This is a genomic window from Pectobacterium sp. IFB5596 (genome assembly GCF_021432585.1).
Lineage (GTDB): Bacteria > Pseudomonadota > Gammaproteobacteria > Enterobacterales > Enterobacteriaceae > Pectobacterium > Pectobacterium punjabense.
Window position 1 is genome coordinate 409,244 of record NZ_LXFY01000012.1, and the last position, 14,785, is coordinate 424,028.

Genomic DNA, 14,785 nt, shown 5'->3' on the forward strand with positions numbered 1-14,785 from the left:
GACTTAGGTATATACAACAAAAATGATGATGGAGACGTTATGACGCTCTTACGCGCCTTTCGCAAAGCAACCCCTTTAGCGATGGCGATACAGCTCAGCTTGCTGCCGACAGTCGGTATCACGACAGGGATAGCCTACGCCGCAACGGTGCCTGCCACTGCACGCTACGACATTGCGCCGGGTGATTTAGATAAAGCGCTCAACCACTACGCCGCCCGCAGCGGCATTACGCTGTCAGTGGATGCCAGCCTGACGCAGGGAAAACGTAGCAACGGCCTGCACGGCGACTACACCGTTGACGGCGGTTTGAAAGCCCTACTTACGGGGAGCGGTCTGCAACTGAAAGCGCTGGGCGATAACGCCTGGACGCTTGAACCGATTCCGGCAGCAGCAGAAGAAACGCTGACAGTCGTCGGCGACTGGTTGGGGGAAGCGCGTGAAAATGACGTCTTTGAACATGCAGGCGCGCGTGATGTGATCCGCCGTGAAGATTTCGCCAAGACCGGTGCCACCACCATGCGCGATGTCTTAAATCGCATGCCGGGCGTATATGCGCCAGAAAATAACGGTACGGGTAGTCACGATCTAGCTATGAATTTCGGTATTCGTGGCCTCAGCCCGCGTCTGGCTAGCCGCTCCACCGTTCTAATGGACGGTATTCCGGTGCCGTTTGCACCTTACGGCCAGCCACAACTGTCCCTCGCCCCCATCTCCCTGGGCAATATGGATGCCGTTGACGTGGTACGCGGCGGCGGTGCCGTGCGCTACGGGCCGCAGAGCGTCGGCGGCGTCGTGAACTTCGTCACCCGGGCGATCCCGAAAGCGTTTGGCATTCATGCTGGCGTAGAAGGCCAATACAGCCCGACGTCCTCACAGCACAACCCGAAAGAAACCCACAACCTGTTGGTTGGCGGCACGGCAGATAACGGTTTCGGTTCGGCGTTGCTCTATTCAGGCACACGCGGCAGCGACTGGCGCGAACACAGCGCGACGCGTATTGACGACGTGATGCTAAAAAGCCGCTACGCACCGAACGAGGTACACACCTTTAACAGCCTGCTGCAATATTATGATGGCAGCGCCGATATGCCGGGCGGCCTATCCCGTGCCGATTATAATGCCGACCGCTGGCAATCAACGCGCCCGTACGATCGCTTCTGGGGGCGTCGTCAGCTTGCTAGTGTAGGCTATCAATATCAGCCGGATCAGCAGCACAAATTCAATATTCAGGGTTTCTACACCCGCACGCTACGCAGCGGTTATCTGGAACAGAATTCGATCCTTACCCTGTCTCCGCGCGAATATTGGGTGCGCGGCATAGAGCCCCGCTACAGCCAAAGTTTTACCCTCGGCTCCTCAGCGCATGAAGTCGGCGTAGGCTACCGCTATGTCAGTGAATCCACCCATGAGGTGCGCTATTTCACCAATACCGCGAGCAAGACGCTGCCAAGTACCAATAGCCCCATCGACCGCGAAACCCGGGCGGGGACAGAGGCGCACGCCTGGTACATTGACGATCGCGTTGATATTGGCAACTGGACGATTACGCCGGGAATGCGTTTCGAGCACATCAAATCTCATCAGGACAATACGCTGAAAGGCACAGGCGAAGCGGTCAGCTACAACGCGCCGCTGCCTGCCCTAAACGTGCTCTACCACGTTAACGAAAGCTGGAATCTTTATGCGAACACAGAAGGATCATTCGGCACCGTACAGTACAGCCGAATTGGCAAGGCTGCTCAAAGCGGCAAAGTGGAACCAGAAAAAGCACGTACCTGGGAAGTGGGTACCCGCTACGACGATGGTGCGCTGACCGCAGAAATAGGCGTCTTCCTGGTTAACTTTAATAATCAGTATGATTCCAATCAGACCAACAACACCGTCACCACACGGGGAAAAACTCGCCATTCCGGGCTGGAAACGCAGGCACGCTATAGTCTCGCCGAGCTGTCACCCCGCTTAGAGGCGGTGTCGGTTTATGCGCGCTATGCCTACGTGAATGCTGAAATTCGCGAAGCGGGTGATACCTACGGTAATCAGGTGCCCTTCTCTTCAAAACATCGGGGGGGATTCGGCGTCGATTACCAACCGGGCAACTGGACGTTCAACCTAAACAGTGAGTTCCAGTCCAGCCAATTCGCCAATAACGCTAACACCATTGCCGAAAGCGCCGATGGCAGCGCCGGACGACTCCCCGGCTTTATGCTGTGGGGCATGCGTGCGGCCTATGACTTTGGCCCGCAGCTCTCCGATCTCAATCTGGCCTTTGGTGTGAAAAACCTGTTCGACCATGATTACTACACGCGCTCGAACAGCGATGACAACAACAAAGGGATTTATGCTGGCCAGCCGCGCACTTTCTACATGCAGGGCTCGCTGAAATTCTGACAGTCACACGTTCGCGCTGGGCAAATGCCCGGCCTGACTCTCGTTCACGATAATGACCATTATGGAGTTACGCTATGTCTGCTCTAATTCGCGTTGCACTGATTGCAACACTTTGCCTGTTCGGATTGAGTCGCGCCCATGCCGTCACGGTACAAGATGAACAGGGTTCCTTTACCCTCGACACACCGCCTCAGCGCATTGTGGTGCTGGAACTTTCTTTTGCCGATGCGCTGGCTGCAATAGACGTCAGCCCAGTCGGTATCGCCGATGACAACGATCCTGACCGAATTCTGGCGGAAGTCCGTGAACATCTTAAGCCGTGGCACTCCGTGGGAACGCGCGCCCAGCCGAGTCTGGAAGCTGTCAGCGCGCTGAAGCCTGATTTGATTATCGCCGACAGCAGCCGCCATAGCGGTATTTACGCGGCGCTGAAAGCGATCGCGCCGGTACTGCTGCTGAAATCACGTAACGAAACCTATGAAGAGAACCTGCATTCGGCGGAGATCATCGGCAAGGTGCTGGGGAAAGACAGCGCGATGCAGACCCGCCTTGCCCAGCATCGTGAGACAATGAAAACCTACGCCGACCAGCTTCCAAAAGGAACGAGCGTCGCCTTTGGCACCTCGCGCGAGCAGCAGTTTAACCTGTATTCCAGCGAGGCCTACACCGGCAGCGTGCTGGCTGCCCTCGGCCTGAGCGTACCGAAACCCATCAACAATGCTCCGATGGCCTCCATCAATTTGGAACAACTGCTGGCGATTAACCCACAGTGGCTCATTGTGACGCACTATCGCGAAGAAAGTATTGTGAAACGCTGGCAGCAAGATGCGCTCTGGAACATGTTGGAAGCCCAGCAAAAACAGCAGATTGCGGCCGTCGACAGCAATGCCTGGGCACGGATGCGCGGCATTTTTGCCGCGGAACGCATCGGCAGCGATACAGTGAAGATTTTTAAACATCAGCCCGTTAGCATCAGCAGCGAGCAATGAGGGGAGATTTCCATCCGTTCTGGCGTTGGGGATTGCCGATAGCAGTACTGCTGGGCGTATTCTGGCTCAGCCTGTTCTGTTATTCCGCCATCCCTATTCCCGCATTGGGTGCCATCAAAGTCCTGATGACGGGATCGCCGTCTTCGCTACCGGAGACGCTGGTACTCAACCTGCGCCTGCCACGCAGTCTGGTTGCCGTCTTGATCGGTGCCAGTCTGGCGCTGTCCGGCTCTCTGCTTCAAACCCTGACCCATAATCCTCTGGCCTCTCCTTCTTTACTCGGTATCAACAGCGGCGCAGCGCTAGCGATGGCACTGACCAGCGCCTTCACATCTTCGCTCTCCGGCTACCCTATCGCCTTTGTTGCCGCTATCGGCGGTGGTCTCTGCTGGTTAATGGTGATGGCCGCAGGCGGTGGCTGGCGACAAACGCTTGACCGCAATCGACTGATTCTGGCTGGCGTCGCGCTATCCGCATTGTGCATGGCCTTAACGCGGATTACGCTTCTGCTGGCGGAAGATCACGCCTATGGTATTTTTTACTGGCTGGCGGGCGGTGTCTCCCACGCACGCTGGGTGGAATTCTGGCAACTCTTCCCCTTTGTCATCATCGTCACTCCGGTTGTGCTACTGATGGCGAACCAGCTCAACCTGATGAATATCGGTGACGTGAGCGCCCATACGCTGGGCGTCAACTTAAGCCGTCTGCGCCTGCTCCTCAATCTGGCGGTACTGATACTCGTGGGAGCCTGCGTCAGCGTAGCGGGCCCGGTAGCATTTATCGGTTTGCTAATACCGCATCTGGCACGTTTCTGGATAGGTTATGACCAAAGAAAGATGCTCCCAATGAGCATGCTGATGGGTGCGGCGTTTATGTTATTGGCCGATCTGCTTGCCCGCGCGCTTGCCTGGCCGGGCGAACTCCCTGCCGGTGCCGTGCTGGCACTCATTGGTGCCCCCTGTTTTGTCTGGCTCGCAAGGAAACGAGGATAATGCGCCCCATCACGGTGTTTATTTCGATCGCGCTGATGCTTCTCACCATCTGCATTCTGTCACTACGTATGGGAGCGATTCCGCTACCGTGGTCAGCCTTGATAAACGGCTGGCACAACGCCAATGAACATCATTATGTGCTGACACAGTATCGCTTACCTCGTGTGCTGCTGGCGCTGTTCGTCGGCGCAGCGCTGGCCATTTCCGGCGTACTGGTGCAAGGGATTGTGCGTAATCCACTGGCTTCACCGGATATTCTCGGCGTGAATCATGCGGCAAGCCTGGCGACTGTTGGCGCGCTAATGTTGGTGCCAGCTCTGCCTGTGCTCTGGCTACCGCTTCTCGCGTTCATCGGCGGTATCGCCGGACTGCTGCTGCTTCGGCTTATCGCGGGAGCGTCATCCCCGATGCGGCTGGCGCTTATCGGCGTGGCGCTGTCCGCCACCTGGGCAAGCGTCACTGATTATCTGATCCTCTCCCGGCCACAGGATATCAACAATGCGCTGCTGTGGTTGACGGGTAGCCTATGGGGACGCGACGGGTCATTCGTCATGGTCGCACTGCCCGTCCTCTGTGTGCTGATTCCGCTCAGCTTGCGCTTTTGCCGCGACCTGGATTTACTGGCGCTGGGCGATGACCGCGCCAGCACGCTGGGTGTCAATATCAGACGTATCCAATTCTGGGGATTGGCACTCGCCGTAGCACTCGCCGCGACCAGCGTTGCCGTCTGCGGCCCCATCGGCTTTATCAGCCTCGTGGTGCCGCATTTGATCCGCCATTTGGTGGGAGGACGGCACCGCTGGCTTCTTCCGACTTCCGCCGTTGCTGGTGCGCTGGTGCTACTGCTTGCCGATCTGCTTGCCCGCACGATCAATCCGCCGATGGAATTACCCGCAGGGGTACTCACCGCGATTATCGGTGCGCCTTGGTTTTTCTGGCTTCTTATGAGAATGCGCTAAATGGAACTGACAACACAAAACCTGACGGCGGGCTATGGCGACAAACGCATTCTTGATAGCCTGTCGTTATCGCTCCCCAGCGGAAAAATCACCGCCCTGATCGGCCCTAACGGCTGCGGTAAGTCAACGCTGCTGAAGTGTTTAGCCAGGCTGCTTACCCCGAAATCCGGCGCTATCCTGCTTGATGGAAAACCGCTCTCTGCTTTCTCCGCTCGCCAGCTCTCGCGCCATCTGGCGCTGTTACCACAGCACCACCTCACGCCAGAGGGGATCACCGTACGTGATATGGTGGCCTACGGGCGCAGCCCTTGGCTATCACTATGGGGACGGTTATCACAGGACGATCGTCAGCGCGTGCAGCTCGCGATGGAGAAAACACACATTGTCGATCTGGCAGAAAGACGGCTGACCGATTTGTCCGGCGGGCAGCGCCAACGAGCGTTTCTGGCAATGCTGGTGGCGCAGGATACGCCCGTCGTACTGCTCGATGAACCCACCACCTATCTCGACATCAATCATCAGGTCGAATTAATGAAACTGCTGCGCGAACTCAATCAGGCCGAAAAAACGGTCGTGACCGTCCTGCACGATTTGAATCAGGCCAGCCGCTACTGCGATCATCTGGTCATGCTGGCGGGTGGGCGCGTGATAGCACAGGGGTCACCGCATGAGGTGATGAAACCGGAGCTACTGCAACAGGTATTCAGCATCGATGCGGAGATCCACGCCGAGCCGGTATCAGGCCAACCGATGTGTGTGGTGCGGTAATCGCAGGTCATGTTCTTATCCACCAGAGAAGATACAACCACCTTATAAAAATATTTATGCCCCTACAAAAATAGCCTTGTTAGCCGTGAATCATCGGAATCGCTACCCTACGTGTATTACCTGAAATCAATACACGTAGTAGCTCAAATCATCAGAATTTAAGGAAGCGTAATATGGGATTAAAATTACACCATCTTAATGATTCTCGGTCTGTTCGTATCCTCTGGTTACTTGAAGAAGCCGGGATACCTTATGAACTTGTCAGATATCAGCGAGATGAGAAAACGCATCTGGCACCCGCATCATTGAAAGCGATACATCCTTTAGGTAAATCACCGTTGATTGAAGAAGATGGCAAAGTCATCGCAGAATCCGGCGCGATTGTTGAATACCTGATCAATCGCCACGCAAAACACTTAGCCCCAGATGCAAGCACAGCCGAATATATTGATTATCTTCAGTGGGTACACTTTGCAGAAAGTTCCGCCATGTTGCCGGTTTTATTGAAGATCTTTGGCGAATTTGAAAAGAACACTGGCACCACACTGAATTTCCTTGAACGTTACGCTGACAACGAATTCGATAAAGTCTTTTCATTTTTAGACGACACACTGTCTTCAAGAGAATTTATCGTGGGCGATACGCTAACTGGCGCAGATATTATGTTCGGTTTCGTTATCAATACCGTCGTGGAAAGGCTCGTTCCAGCCGATCGTTTCCCCAATATTCAACGCTATGCACAGCGGCTGAAAAATCTGCCTAGCTGGCGGAAAATCCAGGATATTGAAGCAAACGCAGAATAAGGAATAAGCGCGAGGCATCACACCGATGTCGGGAAAACTTGCGAGCCGCCTCGCGCACTCCAACAATAGTGGAAAAATCGGATACGCATCCTTGTCTCAGTCTGGTAACGTCGCGTTGACGTCAAATAACGGCTATCAATGGTAAGATAGCGCACTCGCAGGTGATGTTTTTCATCTGCCAGCCAGTATACTTCTGGCATTCCATTTCAATGCTCAGGTGACGAGCCATCAGGAAGGTTGACCATCCAACCCTGCGCTATCATCTGAACGAACAAAAGCGTTAAGACTGAGTAAAATCAATATGAATGAAGCCACAGAGAAGGACTTCACCGCCCACACGCCGATGATGCAGCAGTACTTTAGGCTAAAGGCTGAGCATCCAGAAATTCTGCTGTTTTACCGCATGGGCGATTTTTACGAGCTGTTCTATGACGATGCCAAACGGGCTTCTCAACTGTTGGATATCTCGCTGACAAAACGCGGCGCTTCCGCAGGGGAACCGATCCCGATGGCGGGCGTTCCTCATCATGCCGTCGAGAACTACCTTGCCAGACTGGTGCAAATGGGTGAGTCCGTCGCTATCTGCGAACAGATTGGCGATCCCGCCACCAGCAAAGGTCCCGTTGAGCGCAAAGTCGTACGCATCGTCACACCGGGCACCATCAGCGACGAAGCACTGTTGCAGGAAAAGCAGGATAACCTGCTGGCAGCGCTCTGGCAGGACAGCCGGGGATTTGGCTACGCTACGCTGGACATCAGCTCTGGGCGTTTTCGCGTGAGCGAACCGGCAGACCGGGAAACCATGGCAGCCGAGCTACAGCGCACCAATCCAGCAGAATTACTCTACCCAGAATCCTTTGAGTCCATGGATTTAATCGAAAATCGTCATGGACTCCGCCGCCGTCCGCTGTGGGAATTTGAACCCGATACCGCGCGCCAGCAGCTTAACCTGCAATTTGGTACTCGCGATCTAACCGGTTTTGGCGTCGAGCAGGCAAAACTCGCGCTGCGGGCAGCAGGATGCCTGCTGCAATACGCGAAAGACACCCAACGTACTTCGCTGCCACATATTCGTGGCATTACGATGGAGCGCCAACAGGACGGCATCATCATGGATGCGGCGACGCGTCGTAACCTTGAACTGACACAAAATCTGTCTGGTGGTGTGGAAAATACGCTGGCTGCTGTGCTGGACTGCACCGTGACGGCAATGGGCAGCCGGATGCTGAAGCGCTGGATTCATATGCCTAGCCGCGATGTTGATGCGCTCAAACAGCGCCAACAGGCCATCAGCGCGTTGCAGGAGATCACGCCCGATTTACAACCCTATTTGCGGCAGGTCGGCGATCTGGAACGTATTCTGGCACGCCTTGCTTTACGCACAGCACGCCCACGCGATCTCGCGCGTATGCGCCATGCTTTCCAGCAGTTTCCCGATATTCGCGAACAGCTTGCGCCCTTGGAGACCGACTCCGTTCGCCGTTTGGTCAGCCTGATTGGCCAATTTGATGAACTGCGTGATTTGCTGGAACGCGCCGTTGTCGAAGCACCGCCGGTGCTGGTACGCGACGGTGGGGTCATCGCACCGGGCTACCATGCCGAATTGGATGAGTGGCGTGCGCTGGCTGACGGCGCCAGCGATTATCTGGACCGTCTGGAAATTCGCGAGCGTGAAAAACTGGGGCTTGATACGCTGAAAGTCGGCTTCAATGGTGTGCACGGCTATTACATTCAAGTTAGCCGAGGCCAGAGCCATCTGGTGCCGATCCACTATGTCCGTCGCCAGACGCTGAAAAATGCCGAACGCTATATCATTCCCGAGCTGAAAGAATACGAAGACAAGGTTCTGACCTCAAAGGGCAAGGCACTGGCGCTGGAAAAAGCGCTCTATGATGAACTTTTTGATTTGCTGTTGCCTCATTTAGCGGAACTCCAGCAAAGTGCAGCAGCACTGGCCGAGTTGGATGTGTTAGCAAACTTGGCCGAGCGAGCCGATACGCTAAATTACGTCTGCCCGACGCTGAGTGACAAACCCGGCATCAAAATTACAGGCGGTCGTCACCCCGTCGTCGAGCAAGTACTGCGTGAGCCGTTTATTTCGAATCCCCTATCGCTCTCGCCACAGCGTCGTATGTTGATCATTACTGGTCCCAACATGGGGGGGAAAAGTACCTATATGCGTCAGACGGCACTGATTGTGCTGATGGCGCATATCGGCTGCTTTGTGCCAGCGGATCAGGCGGTCATTGGCCCCGTCGACCGTATTTTCACCCGCGTGGGCGCCGCAGACGATCTGGCATCTGGCCGTTCCACTTTCATGGTAGAAATGACGGAAACGGCGAATATTCTGCACAACGCTACGGAAAACAGTCTGGTACTGATGGACGAAATCGGTCGCGGCACCTCAACCTACGACGGTCTGTCGCTGGCATGGGCCTGTGCAGAGAATCTGGCAAACCGCATCAAAGCCATGACGCTGTTTGCAACGCACTACTTTGAACTAACCACCCTACCGGAAAAAATGGAAGGCGTGGTGAATGTCCATCTGGATGCACGCGAGCACGGCGATACCATTGCCTTCATGCACAGCGTACAAGACGGTGCAGCCAGCAAAAGTTACGGTCTAGCCGTCGCCGCACTGGCGGGTGTACCGAAAGAAGTGATTAAACGTGCACGTCAGAAGCTGAAAGAGCTAGAAACGTTATCGAATAACGCGTCATCCAGCCATATCGATGGCGCGCAGCTAGCGCTGCTGAGCAATGATGAGTCGTCACCAGCCATTGAAGCGCTGGAGGCCATTGATCCTGATGCACTCACGCCACGTCAGGCGCTAGATTGGCTTTATCAGCTAAAGAAAATGCTCTAACGCGAGTCAGAACGAAAAAGGCACTGAAAATCAGTGCCTTTTTCTTTTAAATGCCGAATCAGTCTATCTGTGTATCGCAGTTTTCTCGTGCCTTCATACGTACTTTATCGCCCCCGTTAGGGACAACTGCCTTCACCATTTGCCCCTCTTCCATCGACGGAATAACGGCAAAATGCGCAGTGAGAACAAGTAATACCGGTTCCGCAGCTTTCTCTCTCACGCGAAAATATTCTCTTTCCAACTCCGCACTGTCATCCATCACAAAAGTCTTTCCTGTCGCGCAGTCAGAGAAGGTCGCAACATCCGCCATATAGCGGTACATTCCCTTCATTACCATCGGCGTATTTGGCAGCGGCTGCTCGGTTGCTGTCAGTTGACGAGGAAGAGATGAATTGATGGGCAAACCTTGTTGATCCAACATTTCAAGGGCGCTATCAACTGGGCGGAAGTAACGTTTTTCGCCCGCACTATCCGTCAGGACCAGCTTGTCCGCGGTGCGCCGCCATTGCCCATAGGAAGCGAACGTGTTGTTGCCTTCTCTCGTCGTTTGATACTGTTCACGCAGAACAAAAGTCCCGTCTTTTTCCAAAAACAGTGACGTATCAATCCCTCCGCAGTCTGCACAGGGTAAAACGCCACGATAGCTTTGCGCCATTGGTTTAAGGGGCTCTTCCTGAACTTGTGAACGGGTATGACACCCGATCAACCCAGAAATCCCCGCAATCAACAGCACACCGATAGCCAGTTTTTTCATCATTATTTTTCTGTCCCTCTGTCCTGTTTTCCCGTTCTTACTCAATACGCTGTAACGTACCCAACTTGTTATCATCCCTGAGTCTGAGGAATTTTCCACTCAGAAAATGTTATTTCAAGACTATTCTTATCGTCAGACAACCAGATCGTACCATCCTGGATCGTTGCCTGTAGTGACATGGTGCGCTGAACCAGTCCGGCAAGCTGAGCCAGTTGATTGTCATCTAAAAATCGGACAGCCAGATTCTTGTATCCAGAGACCTTATTCGATATCGCATTCCACCAAACCTGTGCCGCACGCTCGCTGTAGGCATACAGCACCACGGCACGGGACTGATTGCAGGCTTTCTTCAGACGTTTTTCGTCCGGCAGGCCTAACTCAATCCACAATTCCAGCTCCATCGTATCATTACGTCGCCAGATTTCTGGTTCGTCATCTGCGCTAAGCCCTTTGGTAAAGCGCAGATTTTCATCAGCGTGGCAGATCCATGCTAAAAGCCGCAGCATCATGCGTTGCTCAGTTTCAGAGGGATGCTGCGCTATCGTCAGGCTCGCATCGTGGAAAAAATTCCGATCCATATCGGCGATATTGATTGCTGCTTTGTAAACCGTTGCTTTTAATGCCATCAGTGACCTCGTTTTTATTCCCTCCTAGTTTACTTGAGTTAGCGCCATCCTCACAGTAAAGGTGATATCTGCCACGTATCCGATAGATTAGGCATCTAAGGACTACTGATATCCTGTTAATCCCTATGCTATAGTCGGTTTGATAAATAGAGTTTATCTTCGTAGGCTTACAACATCGCGCACCACGGCAAGTGATGATGCATGAATATCTACCGAGCTAAGCTTTTAAGGGAGGATATAGTGCAAGAATACTGTGAATTAGTACGTCGCTTATACGCAGAGATCGCCAGTGGCGATCTGGGCTATATACCCGATTCGCTGGGTTGTGTTTTGAAAACCCTGGATGGCATTGCCGCGAATGAGGCGTTGCCATCCTCCGTCAGGGAACAGGCCGCTTTTGCCGCCGCTAACTTATTGGTGAGTGATTATGTCAATGAGTAATGAATATCAACCCATCAACTGTGATGATTACGATAGCCTGGAAGCCACCTGTCAGCAGAATCTGACGCTGACGCTGGAACTACGCAATGGTGAAGTTGTGACCGGTAAAGCCAGTGATATGATCTCACGTAAACAGGTCGAATATCTGGTGATTGAAGCCTCCGGTGCAACGCGCGAACTGCGCCTCGACCACATCGTCAGTTTCAGTCATCCTGAAATCGGGAAAGTCGTTGTCAGCGAATCCTGACGGACCGTCCCTTTCATTGAGCGGCAAACGCTGAAGAAATGCTTCCCAAACGGACAACGCAAGTTGTCCGTTTTTATTTCAATGCTAACCAACATCAGTTTCTTCCCTAGGTTTTTTCCCCCTAGGCTTATTTTTCACAAACTTGTTTTTCCCACATAATGTGCCACACAGGCTGATCTTCTCTAACTTGCCCTTCTCGCGTGACAAATCGCCCCACAGCGGCAATCAGTTGATCGTTATAAAACACCAGCGGCGTCCGGTCACGCCACCAGGGCGGAACATCCAGCTCCTGCCAAAGCTTCTTAATTTGCCGACCGTGTGCTCTGCCAACAATATGCACAGTTCCGCTGGTTGAGAAGCGGATACTCACCGCCTCACCGTTTTCCGGCGCGCGAACCGCGATCCCACCATCAGCCAGCAACAGCGTACCGAGATTGTCAGGGAGAGATAACGGACATGACGTCGGTTGCCACGGCAGAATGCGGTCTTTTAGCGCCGGCATCAGCGGTAGCAGGTAGAGAAATTGGCGAAAACGGCGGATCTGCATCTGATTCAACTGCAATACCGGCTCCGCATCCTGACGGCTGGTCGCCACCTCATCCCAAAGCCGCTGCAACTGTTCACGTGCTGGCATCATCGCCCCTTGCTGCGCTAGCCAGCGGCGCAGCAGCGCAAAGCGACGTACCGGGCTTAGCGGCAGCAGACCACCAATGCTCAGCGCGCCATCCGGCTGGCATAACGCCTGCAATGACTCCTCCAGCAGCTCATCGAGCAGTTGTTCCTGTTCGGCACACAGCTGGGCGCTACGTGCCACGGCGGAGGAGAAATGCGGCCAGCGCTGCGTCAGTCGCGGTAAGATCTGGCGGCGTAGAAAATTGCGGTCAAAACGTTCATCCTGATTGCTGTCGTCTTCAATCCAATGAAGCTGATGCCGCTGCGCATAGGCTTCCAACTGGATACGAGAAAACCCTAACAGCGGACGAATGAGACGATGATGACCCAACATAGTGTTAGCCGCCATCGCAGACAATCCGGCAGGCCCGCTGCCGCGTTTAAGCGCCAGTAAAAAGGTTTCACTCTGGTCATCAAGGTGCTGTGCCGTCAGTAGGGTTTCCCCCTCTTGCAGATGCGTTTGCAGCGCCTGATAGCGCGCGGCTCTGGCTGCGGCTTCGATGCCGCCGTTCTGCGTCTCAACCGTCACAGGCAGCGAGGCAAACGGCACCTGCCAGCGTTCACACTGCTGGCGACAATGTTCGGCCCAGCTATCGGCCAGCGGATTTAAACCGTGATGGACATAAGCCGCACGAACAGTCACCCCAGCACGCTGACGCACGGCCACCAGCAGATGTAATAGTACGCTAGAATCCAGGCCACCGCTGTAGGCTAGCAGGATTGACCCGCATCCAGCCGTCTGCGTCACAATCGTCTGGATCAATCCATCATCAGGTTCAGTGTGGTTCACAGAATCAGATCTCATACAGTTCTAAAGGCAAGCCGTCAGGATCGGAGAAAAACGTGAACCGCTTCTGCGTTTCAGGATCGATCCGCACGGGTTCACAGATGACGCCAGCCTGCCCCAACGAGGCAATGGCTTGTTCAACGTCCGCCACGGCAAAAGCTAGATGACGTAAACCGCACGCTTCCGGCCGACTGACTCGCGATGGGGGATGCGGGAAAGAAAATAGCTCAATGGTGTAACGTCCATTCAGCGAAAGATCGCCTTTCCACGACTGCCGCGCTTCACGGTAAACCTCGTTGTTCAACGTAAACCCCAGCACATCACAATAAAATGCCTTGCTACGTGCATAATCAGCGGCAATCACCGCAATGTGATGGACATCAAGCAGTGTCAGCATGCTCTAACCCCCTATAGCAAAAAATCCGCTGTCATTTCTGACAACGGATTTTCAAAGTAACGCCCGAGTCGCCGGATTGATAACCCATCAATCAGACAATCACCTTGTCAGCAATAACCACAGTACTTAACAGTAACCATAGTTCATCAAACGCTGATAACGGCGGTTCAATAGCTCTTCTTCCGTCAGGCCATCGAGGTCGAGCAGATCGGCCAGCAACTGTGCTTTCAGAGATTCAGCCATCGCCGGAACGTTACGGTGCGCCGAACCCAACGGCTCAGGGATCACGGTATCGATCAGTTTCAGCTCTTTCAGACGCGGCGCAATGATGCCCATGGCTTCAGCCGCCAGCGGCGCTTTATCTGCACTCTTCCACAGGATAGACGCACAGCCTTCCGGTGAAATAACCGAATAGGTGCTGTACTGCAACATATTGACCTTGTCGCCCACGCCAATAGCCAACGCACCACCGGAACCGCCTTCGCCGATAACAGTACAGATAATTGGCACACGCAGCGTCGACATTTCACGCAGATTGCGCGCGATCGCTTCAGACTGACCGCGTTCTTCCGCGCCCACGCCTGGATAAGCGCCCGGCGTGTCGATAAAGGTCACGATCGGCATCTTGAAGCGATCGGCCATTTCCATCAGGCGCAGTGCTTTGCGATACCCTTCCGGCGCAGGCATGCCGAAATTACGGCGAATCTTTTCTTTGGTTTCACGTCCTTTCTGATGACCAATGATCATCACCGGGCGTCCATCCAAACGGGCAATCCCGCCGACAATGGCTTTGTCGTCAGCATAGGCACGATCGCCCGCCAACTCATCAAAGTCGGTAAAGATGTGCTTAATATAATCAAGCGTATAAGGACGTTGCGGATGGCGCGCTAATTGCGCAACCTGCCAGGCACCCAAATCGGCGAAGATTTTGCGCGTCAGTTCAACGCTCTTCTCACGCAGGCGCTGGACTTCTTCGTCCAGGTTAATATCTAATTTTTCGTCTTGACGGCTGACTGCGGTCAGCGAGTCAATTTTCGCTTCCAACTCTGCAATCGGCTGCTCAAAATCAAGAAAATTCAGACTCATAGTATTCCTA

At 54.0% G+C, this 14,785-nt stretch carries 14 protein-coding genes; 9 read left to right on the forward strand and 5 right to left on the reverse strand.

Features of this window, described 5'->3' with window-relative positions:
- Window positions 1-39 precede the first annotated feature (39 nt).
- The 7 genes from fecA (at window position 40) to mutS (ending at window position 9,765) form a co-directional block, all read left to right on the forward strand.
- On the forward strand, window positions 40-2,388 hold the full coding sequence (gene fecA / locus A6301_RS11545; RefSeq protein WP_234257810.1) for a TonB-dependent Fe(3+) dicitrate receptor FecA: 2,349 nt from the start codon (window positions 40-42) through the stop codon (window positions 2,386-2,388).
- A gap of 74 nt (window positions 2,389-2,462) precedes the next feature.
- A complete protein-coding gene (locus tag A6301_RS11550; RefSeq protein WP_234257811.1) occupies window positions 2,463-3,377 on the forward strand; it encodes a Fe(3+) dicitrate ABC transporter substrate-binding protein FecB in 915 nt (304 codons plus the stop codon).
- The gene (gene fecC / locus A6301_RS11555) at window positions 3,374-4,369 is read left to right on the forward strand and encodes an iron-dicitrate ABC transporter permease FecC (RefSeq protein WP_234257812.1); all 996 of its coding nucleotides are present in this window, start codon (window positions 3,374-3,376) and stop codon (window positions 4,367-4,369) included. The genes A6301_RS11550 and fecC overlap by 4 nt, the downstream gene beginning before the upstream one ends.
- Entirely contained in the window at window positions 4,369-5,328 is a 960-nt protein-coding gene (gene fecD / locus A6301_RS11560; RefSeq protein ID WP_234257813.1) for a Fe(3+) dicitrate ABC transporter permease subunit FecD, read from the forward strand. The genes fecC and fecD overlap by 1 nt, the downstream gene beginning before the upstream one ends.
- On the forward strand, window positions 5,329-6,096 hold the full coding sequence (gene fecE / locus A6301_RS11565; RefSeq protein ID WP_234257815.1) for a Fe(3+) dicitrate ABC transporter ATP-binding protein FecE: 768 nt from the start codon (window positions 5,329-5,331) through the stop codon (window positions 6,094-6,096).
- A gap of 173 nt (window positions 6,097-6,269) precedes the next feature.
- Window positions 6,270-6,899 carry a glutathione S-transferase family protein gene (locus A6301_RS11570; protein WP_234257816.1) on the forward strand — a complete coding sequence of 210 codons (630 nt, stop codon included), beginning with the start codon at window positions 6,270-6,272 and terminating at the stop codon, window positions 6,897-6,899.
- 301 nt (window positions 6,900-7,200) lie between these two features.
- Window positions 7,201-9,765: a DNA mismatch repair protein MutS gene (mutS, locus tag A6301_RS11575; RefSeq protein ID WP_234257818.1), complete on the forward strand. Its 2,565-nt coding sequence runs from the start codon at window positions 7,201-7,203 to the stop codon at window positions 9,763-9,765.
- Between the two features lie 58 nt (window positions 9,766-9,823).
- Here the strand turns inward: mutS and nlpE are convergent, their stop codons facing one another.
- Together nlpE and A6301_RS11585 are read right to left on the reverse strand one after the other, a co-directional pair.
- Window positions 9,824-10,519 (reverse strand): envelope stress response activation lipoprotein NlpE, encoded by a 696-nt coding sequence (gene nlpE, locus A6301_RS11580; protein ID WP_205942469.1) that lies wholly within the window; start codon window positions 10,517-10,519, stop codon window positions 9,824-9,826.
- Window positions 10,520-10,590: 71 nt separating this feature from the next.
- Entirely contained in the window at window positions 10,591-11,145 is a 555-nt protein-coding gene (locus tag A6301_RS11585) for a YaeQ family protein (protein ID WP_107168779.1), read from the reverse strand.
- A gap of 240 nt (window positions 11,146-11,385) precedes the next feature.
- Between A6301_RS11585 and A6301_RS11590 the strand changes: the two genes are divergently transcribed.
- Both A6301_RS11590 and rof read left to right on the forward strand, forming a co-directional pair.
- Window positions 11,386-11,586, forward strand: a complete 201-nt coding sequence (locus A6301_RS11590; protein ID WP_015731006.1) for a YaeP family protein — start codon at window positions 11,386-11,388, stop codon at window positions 11,584-11,586.
- Window positions 11,573-11,833: a Rho-binding antiterminator gene (rof, locus tag A6301_RS11595; protein ID WP_012773648.1), complete on the forward strand. Its 261-nt coding sequence runs from the start codon at window positions 11,573-11,575 to the stop codon at window positions 11,831-11,833. Before A6301_RS11590 ends, rof begins: the two co-directional genes overlap by 14 nt.
- 127 nt (window positions 11,834-11,960) lie before the next feature.
- Here rof and tilS read toward each other — a convergent pair whose 3' ends face one another.
- From tilS to accA, 3 genes are all read right to left on the reverse strand, one after another.
- Complete coding sequence (gene tilS, locus A6301_RS11600) at window positions 11,961-13,310, reverse strand: tRNA lysidine(34) synthetase TilS (RefSeq protein WP_234257819.1); 1,350 nt, start codon at window positions 13,308-13,310, stop codon at window positions 11,961-11,963.
- A complete protein-coding gene (locus A6301_RS11605) occupies window positions 13,300-13,689 on the reverse strand; it encodes a VOC family protein (protein WP_205541419.1) in 390 nt (129 codons plus the stop codon). Before A6301_RS11605 ends, tilS begins: the two co-directional genes overlap by 11 nt.
- 126 nt (window positions 13,690-13,815) lie before the next feature.
- Window positions 13,816-14,775, reverse strand: a complete 960-nt coding sequence (gene accA, locus A6301_RS11610) for an acetyl-CoA carboxylase carboxyl transferase subunit alpha (RefSeq protein ID WP_107168776.1) — start codon at window positions 14,773-14,775, stop codon at window positions 13,816-13,818.
- Window positions 14,776-14,785 lie beyond the last annotated feature (10 nt).

What these genes read in the sequence shown, in the direction of transcription:
- fecA (WP_234257810.1), top strand. Translation starts at nt 40, where the DNA reads ATGACGCTCTTACGCGCCTTTCGCAAAGCAACCCCTTTAGCGATGGCG.
- A6301_RS11550 (WP_234257811.1), top strand. Translation starts at nt 2,463, where the DNA reads ATGTCTGCTCTAATTCGCGTTGCACTGATTGCAACACTTTGCCTGTTC.
- fecC (WP_234257812.1), top strand. Translation starts at nt 3,374, where the DNA reads ATGAGGGGAGATTTCCATCCGTTCTGGCGTTGGGGATTGCCGATAGCA.
- fecD (WP_234257813.1), top strand. Translation starts at nt 4,369, where the DNA reads ATGCGCCCCATCACGGTGTTTATTTCGATCGCGCTGATGCTTCTCACC.
- fecE (WP_234257815.1), top strand. Translation starts at nt 5,329, where the DNA reads ATGGAACTGACAACACAAAACCTGACGGCGGGCTATGGCGACAAACGC.
- A6301_RS11570 (WP_234257816.1), top strand. Translation starts at nt 6,270, where the DNA reads ATGGGATTAAAATTACACCATCTTAATGATTCTCGGTCTGTTCGTATC.
- mutS (WP_234257818.1), top strand. Translation starts at nt 7,201, where the DNA reads ATGAATGAAGCCACAGAGAAGGACTTCACCGCCCACACGCCGATGATG.
- nlpE (WP_205942469.1), bottom strand. Translation starts at nt 10,519, where the DNA reads ATGAAAAAACTGGCTATCGGTGTGCTGTTGATTGCGGGGATTTCTGGG.
- A6301_RS11585 (WP_107168779.1), bottom strand. Translation starts at nt 11,145, where the DNA reads ATGGCATTAAAAGCAACGGTTTACAAAGCAGCAATCAATATCGCCGAT.
- rof (WP_012773648.1), top strand. Translation starts at nt 11,573, where the DNA reads ATGTCAATGAGTAATGAATATCAACCCATCAACTGTGATGATTACGAT.
- tilS (WP_234257819.1), bottom strand. Translation starts at nt 13,310, where the DNA reads ATGAGATCTGATTCTGTGAACCACACTGAACCTGATGATGGATTGATC.
- A6301_RS11605 (WP_205541419.1), bottom strand. Translation starts at nt 13,689, where the DNA reads ATGCTGACACTGCTTGATGTCCATCACATTGCGGTGATTGCCGCTGAT.
- accA (WP_107168776.1), bottom strand. Translation starts at nt 14,775, where the DNA reads ATGAGTCTGAATTTTCTTGATTTTGAGCAGCCGATTGCAGAGTTGGAA.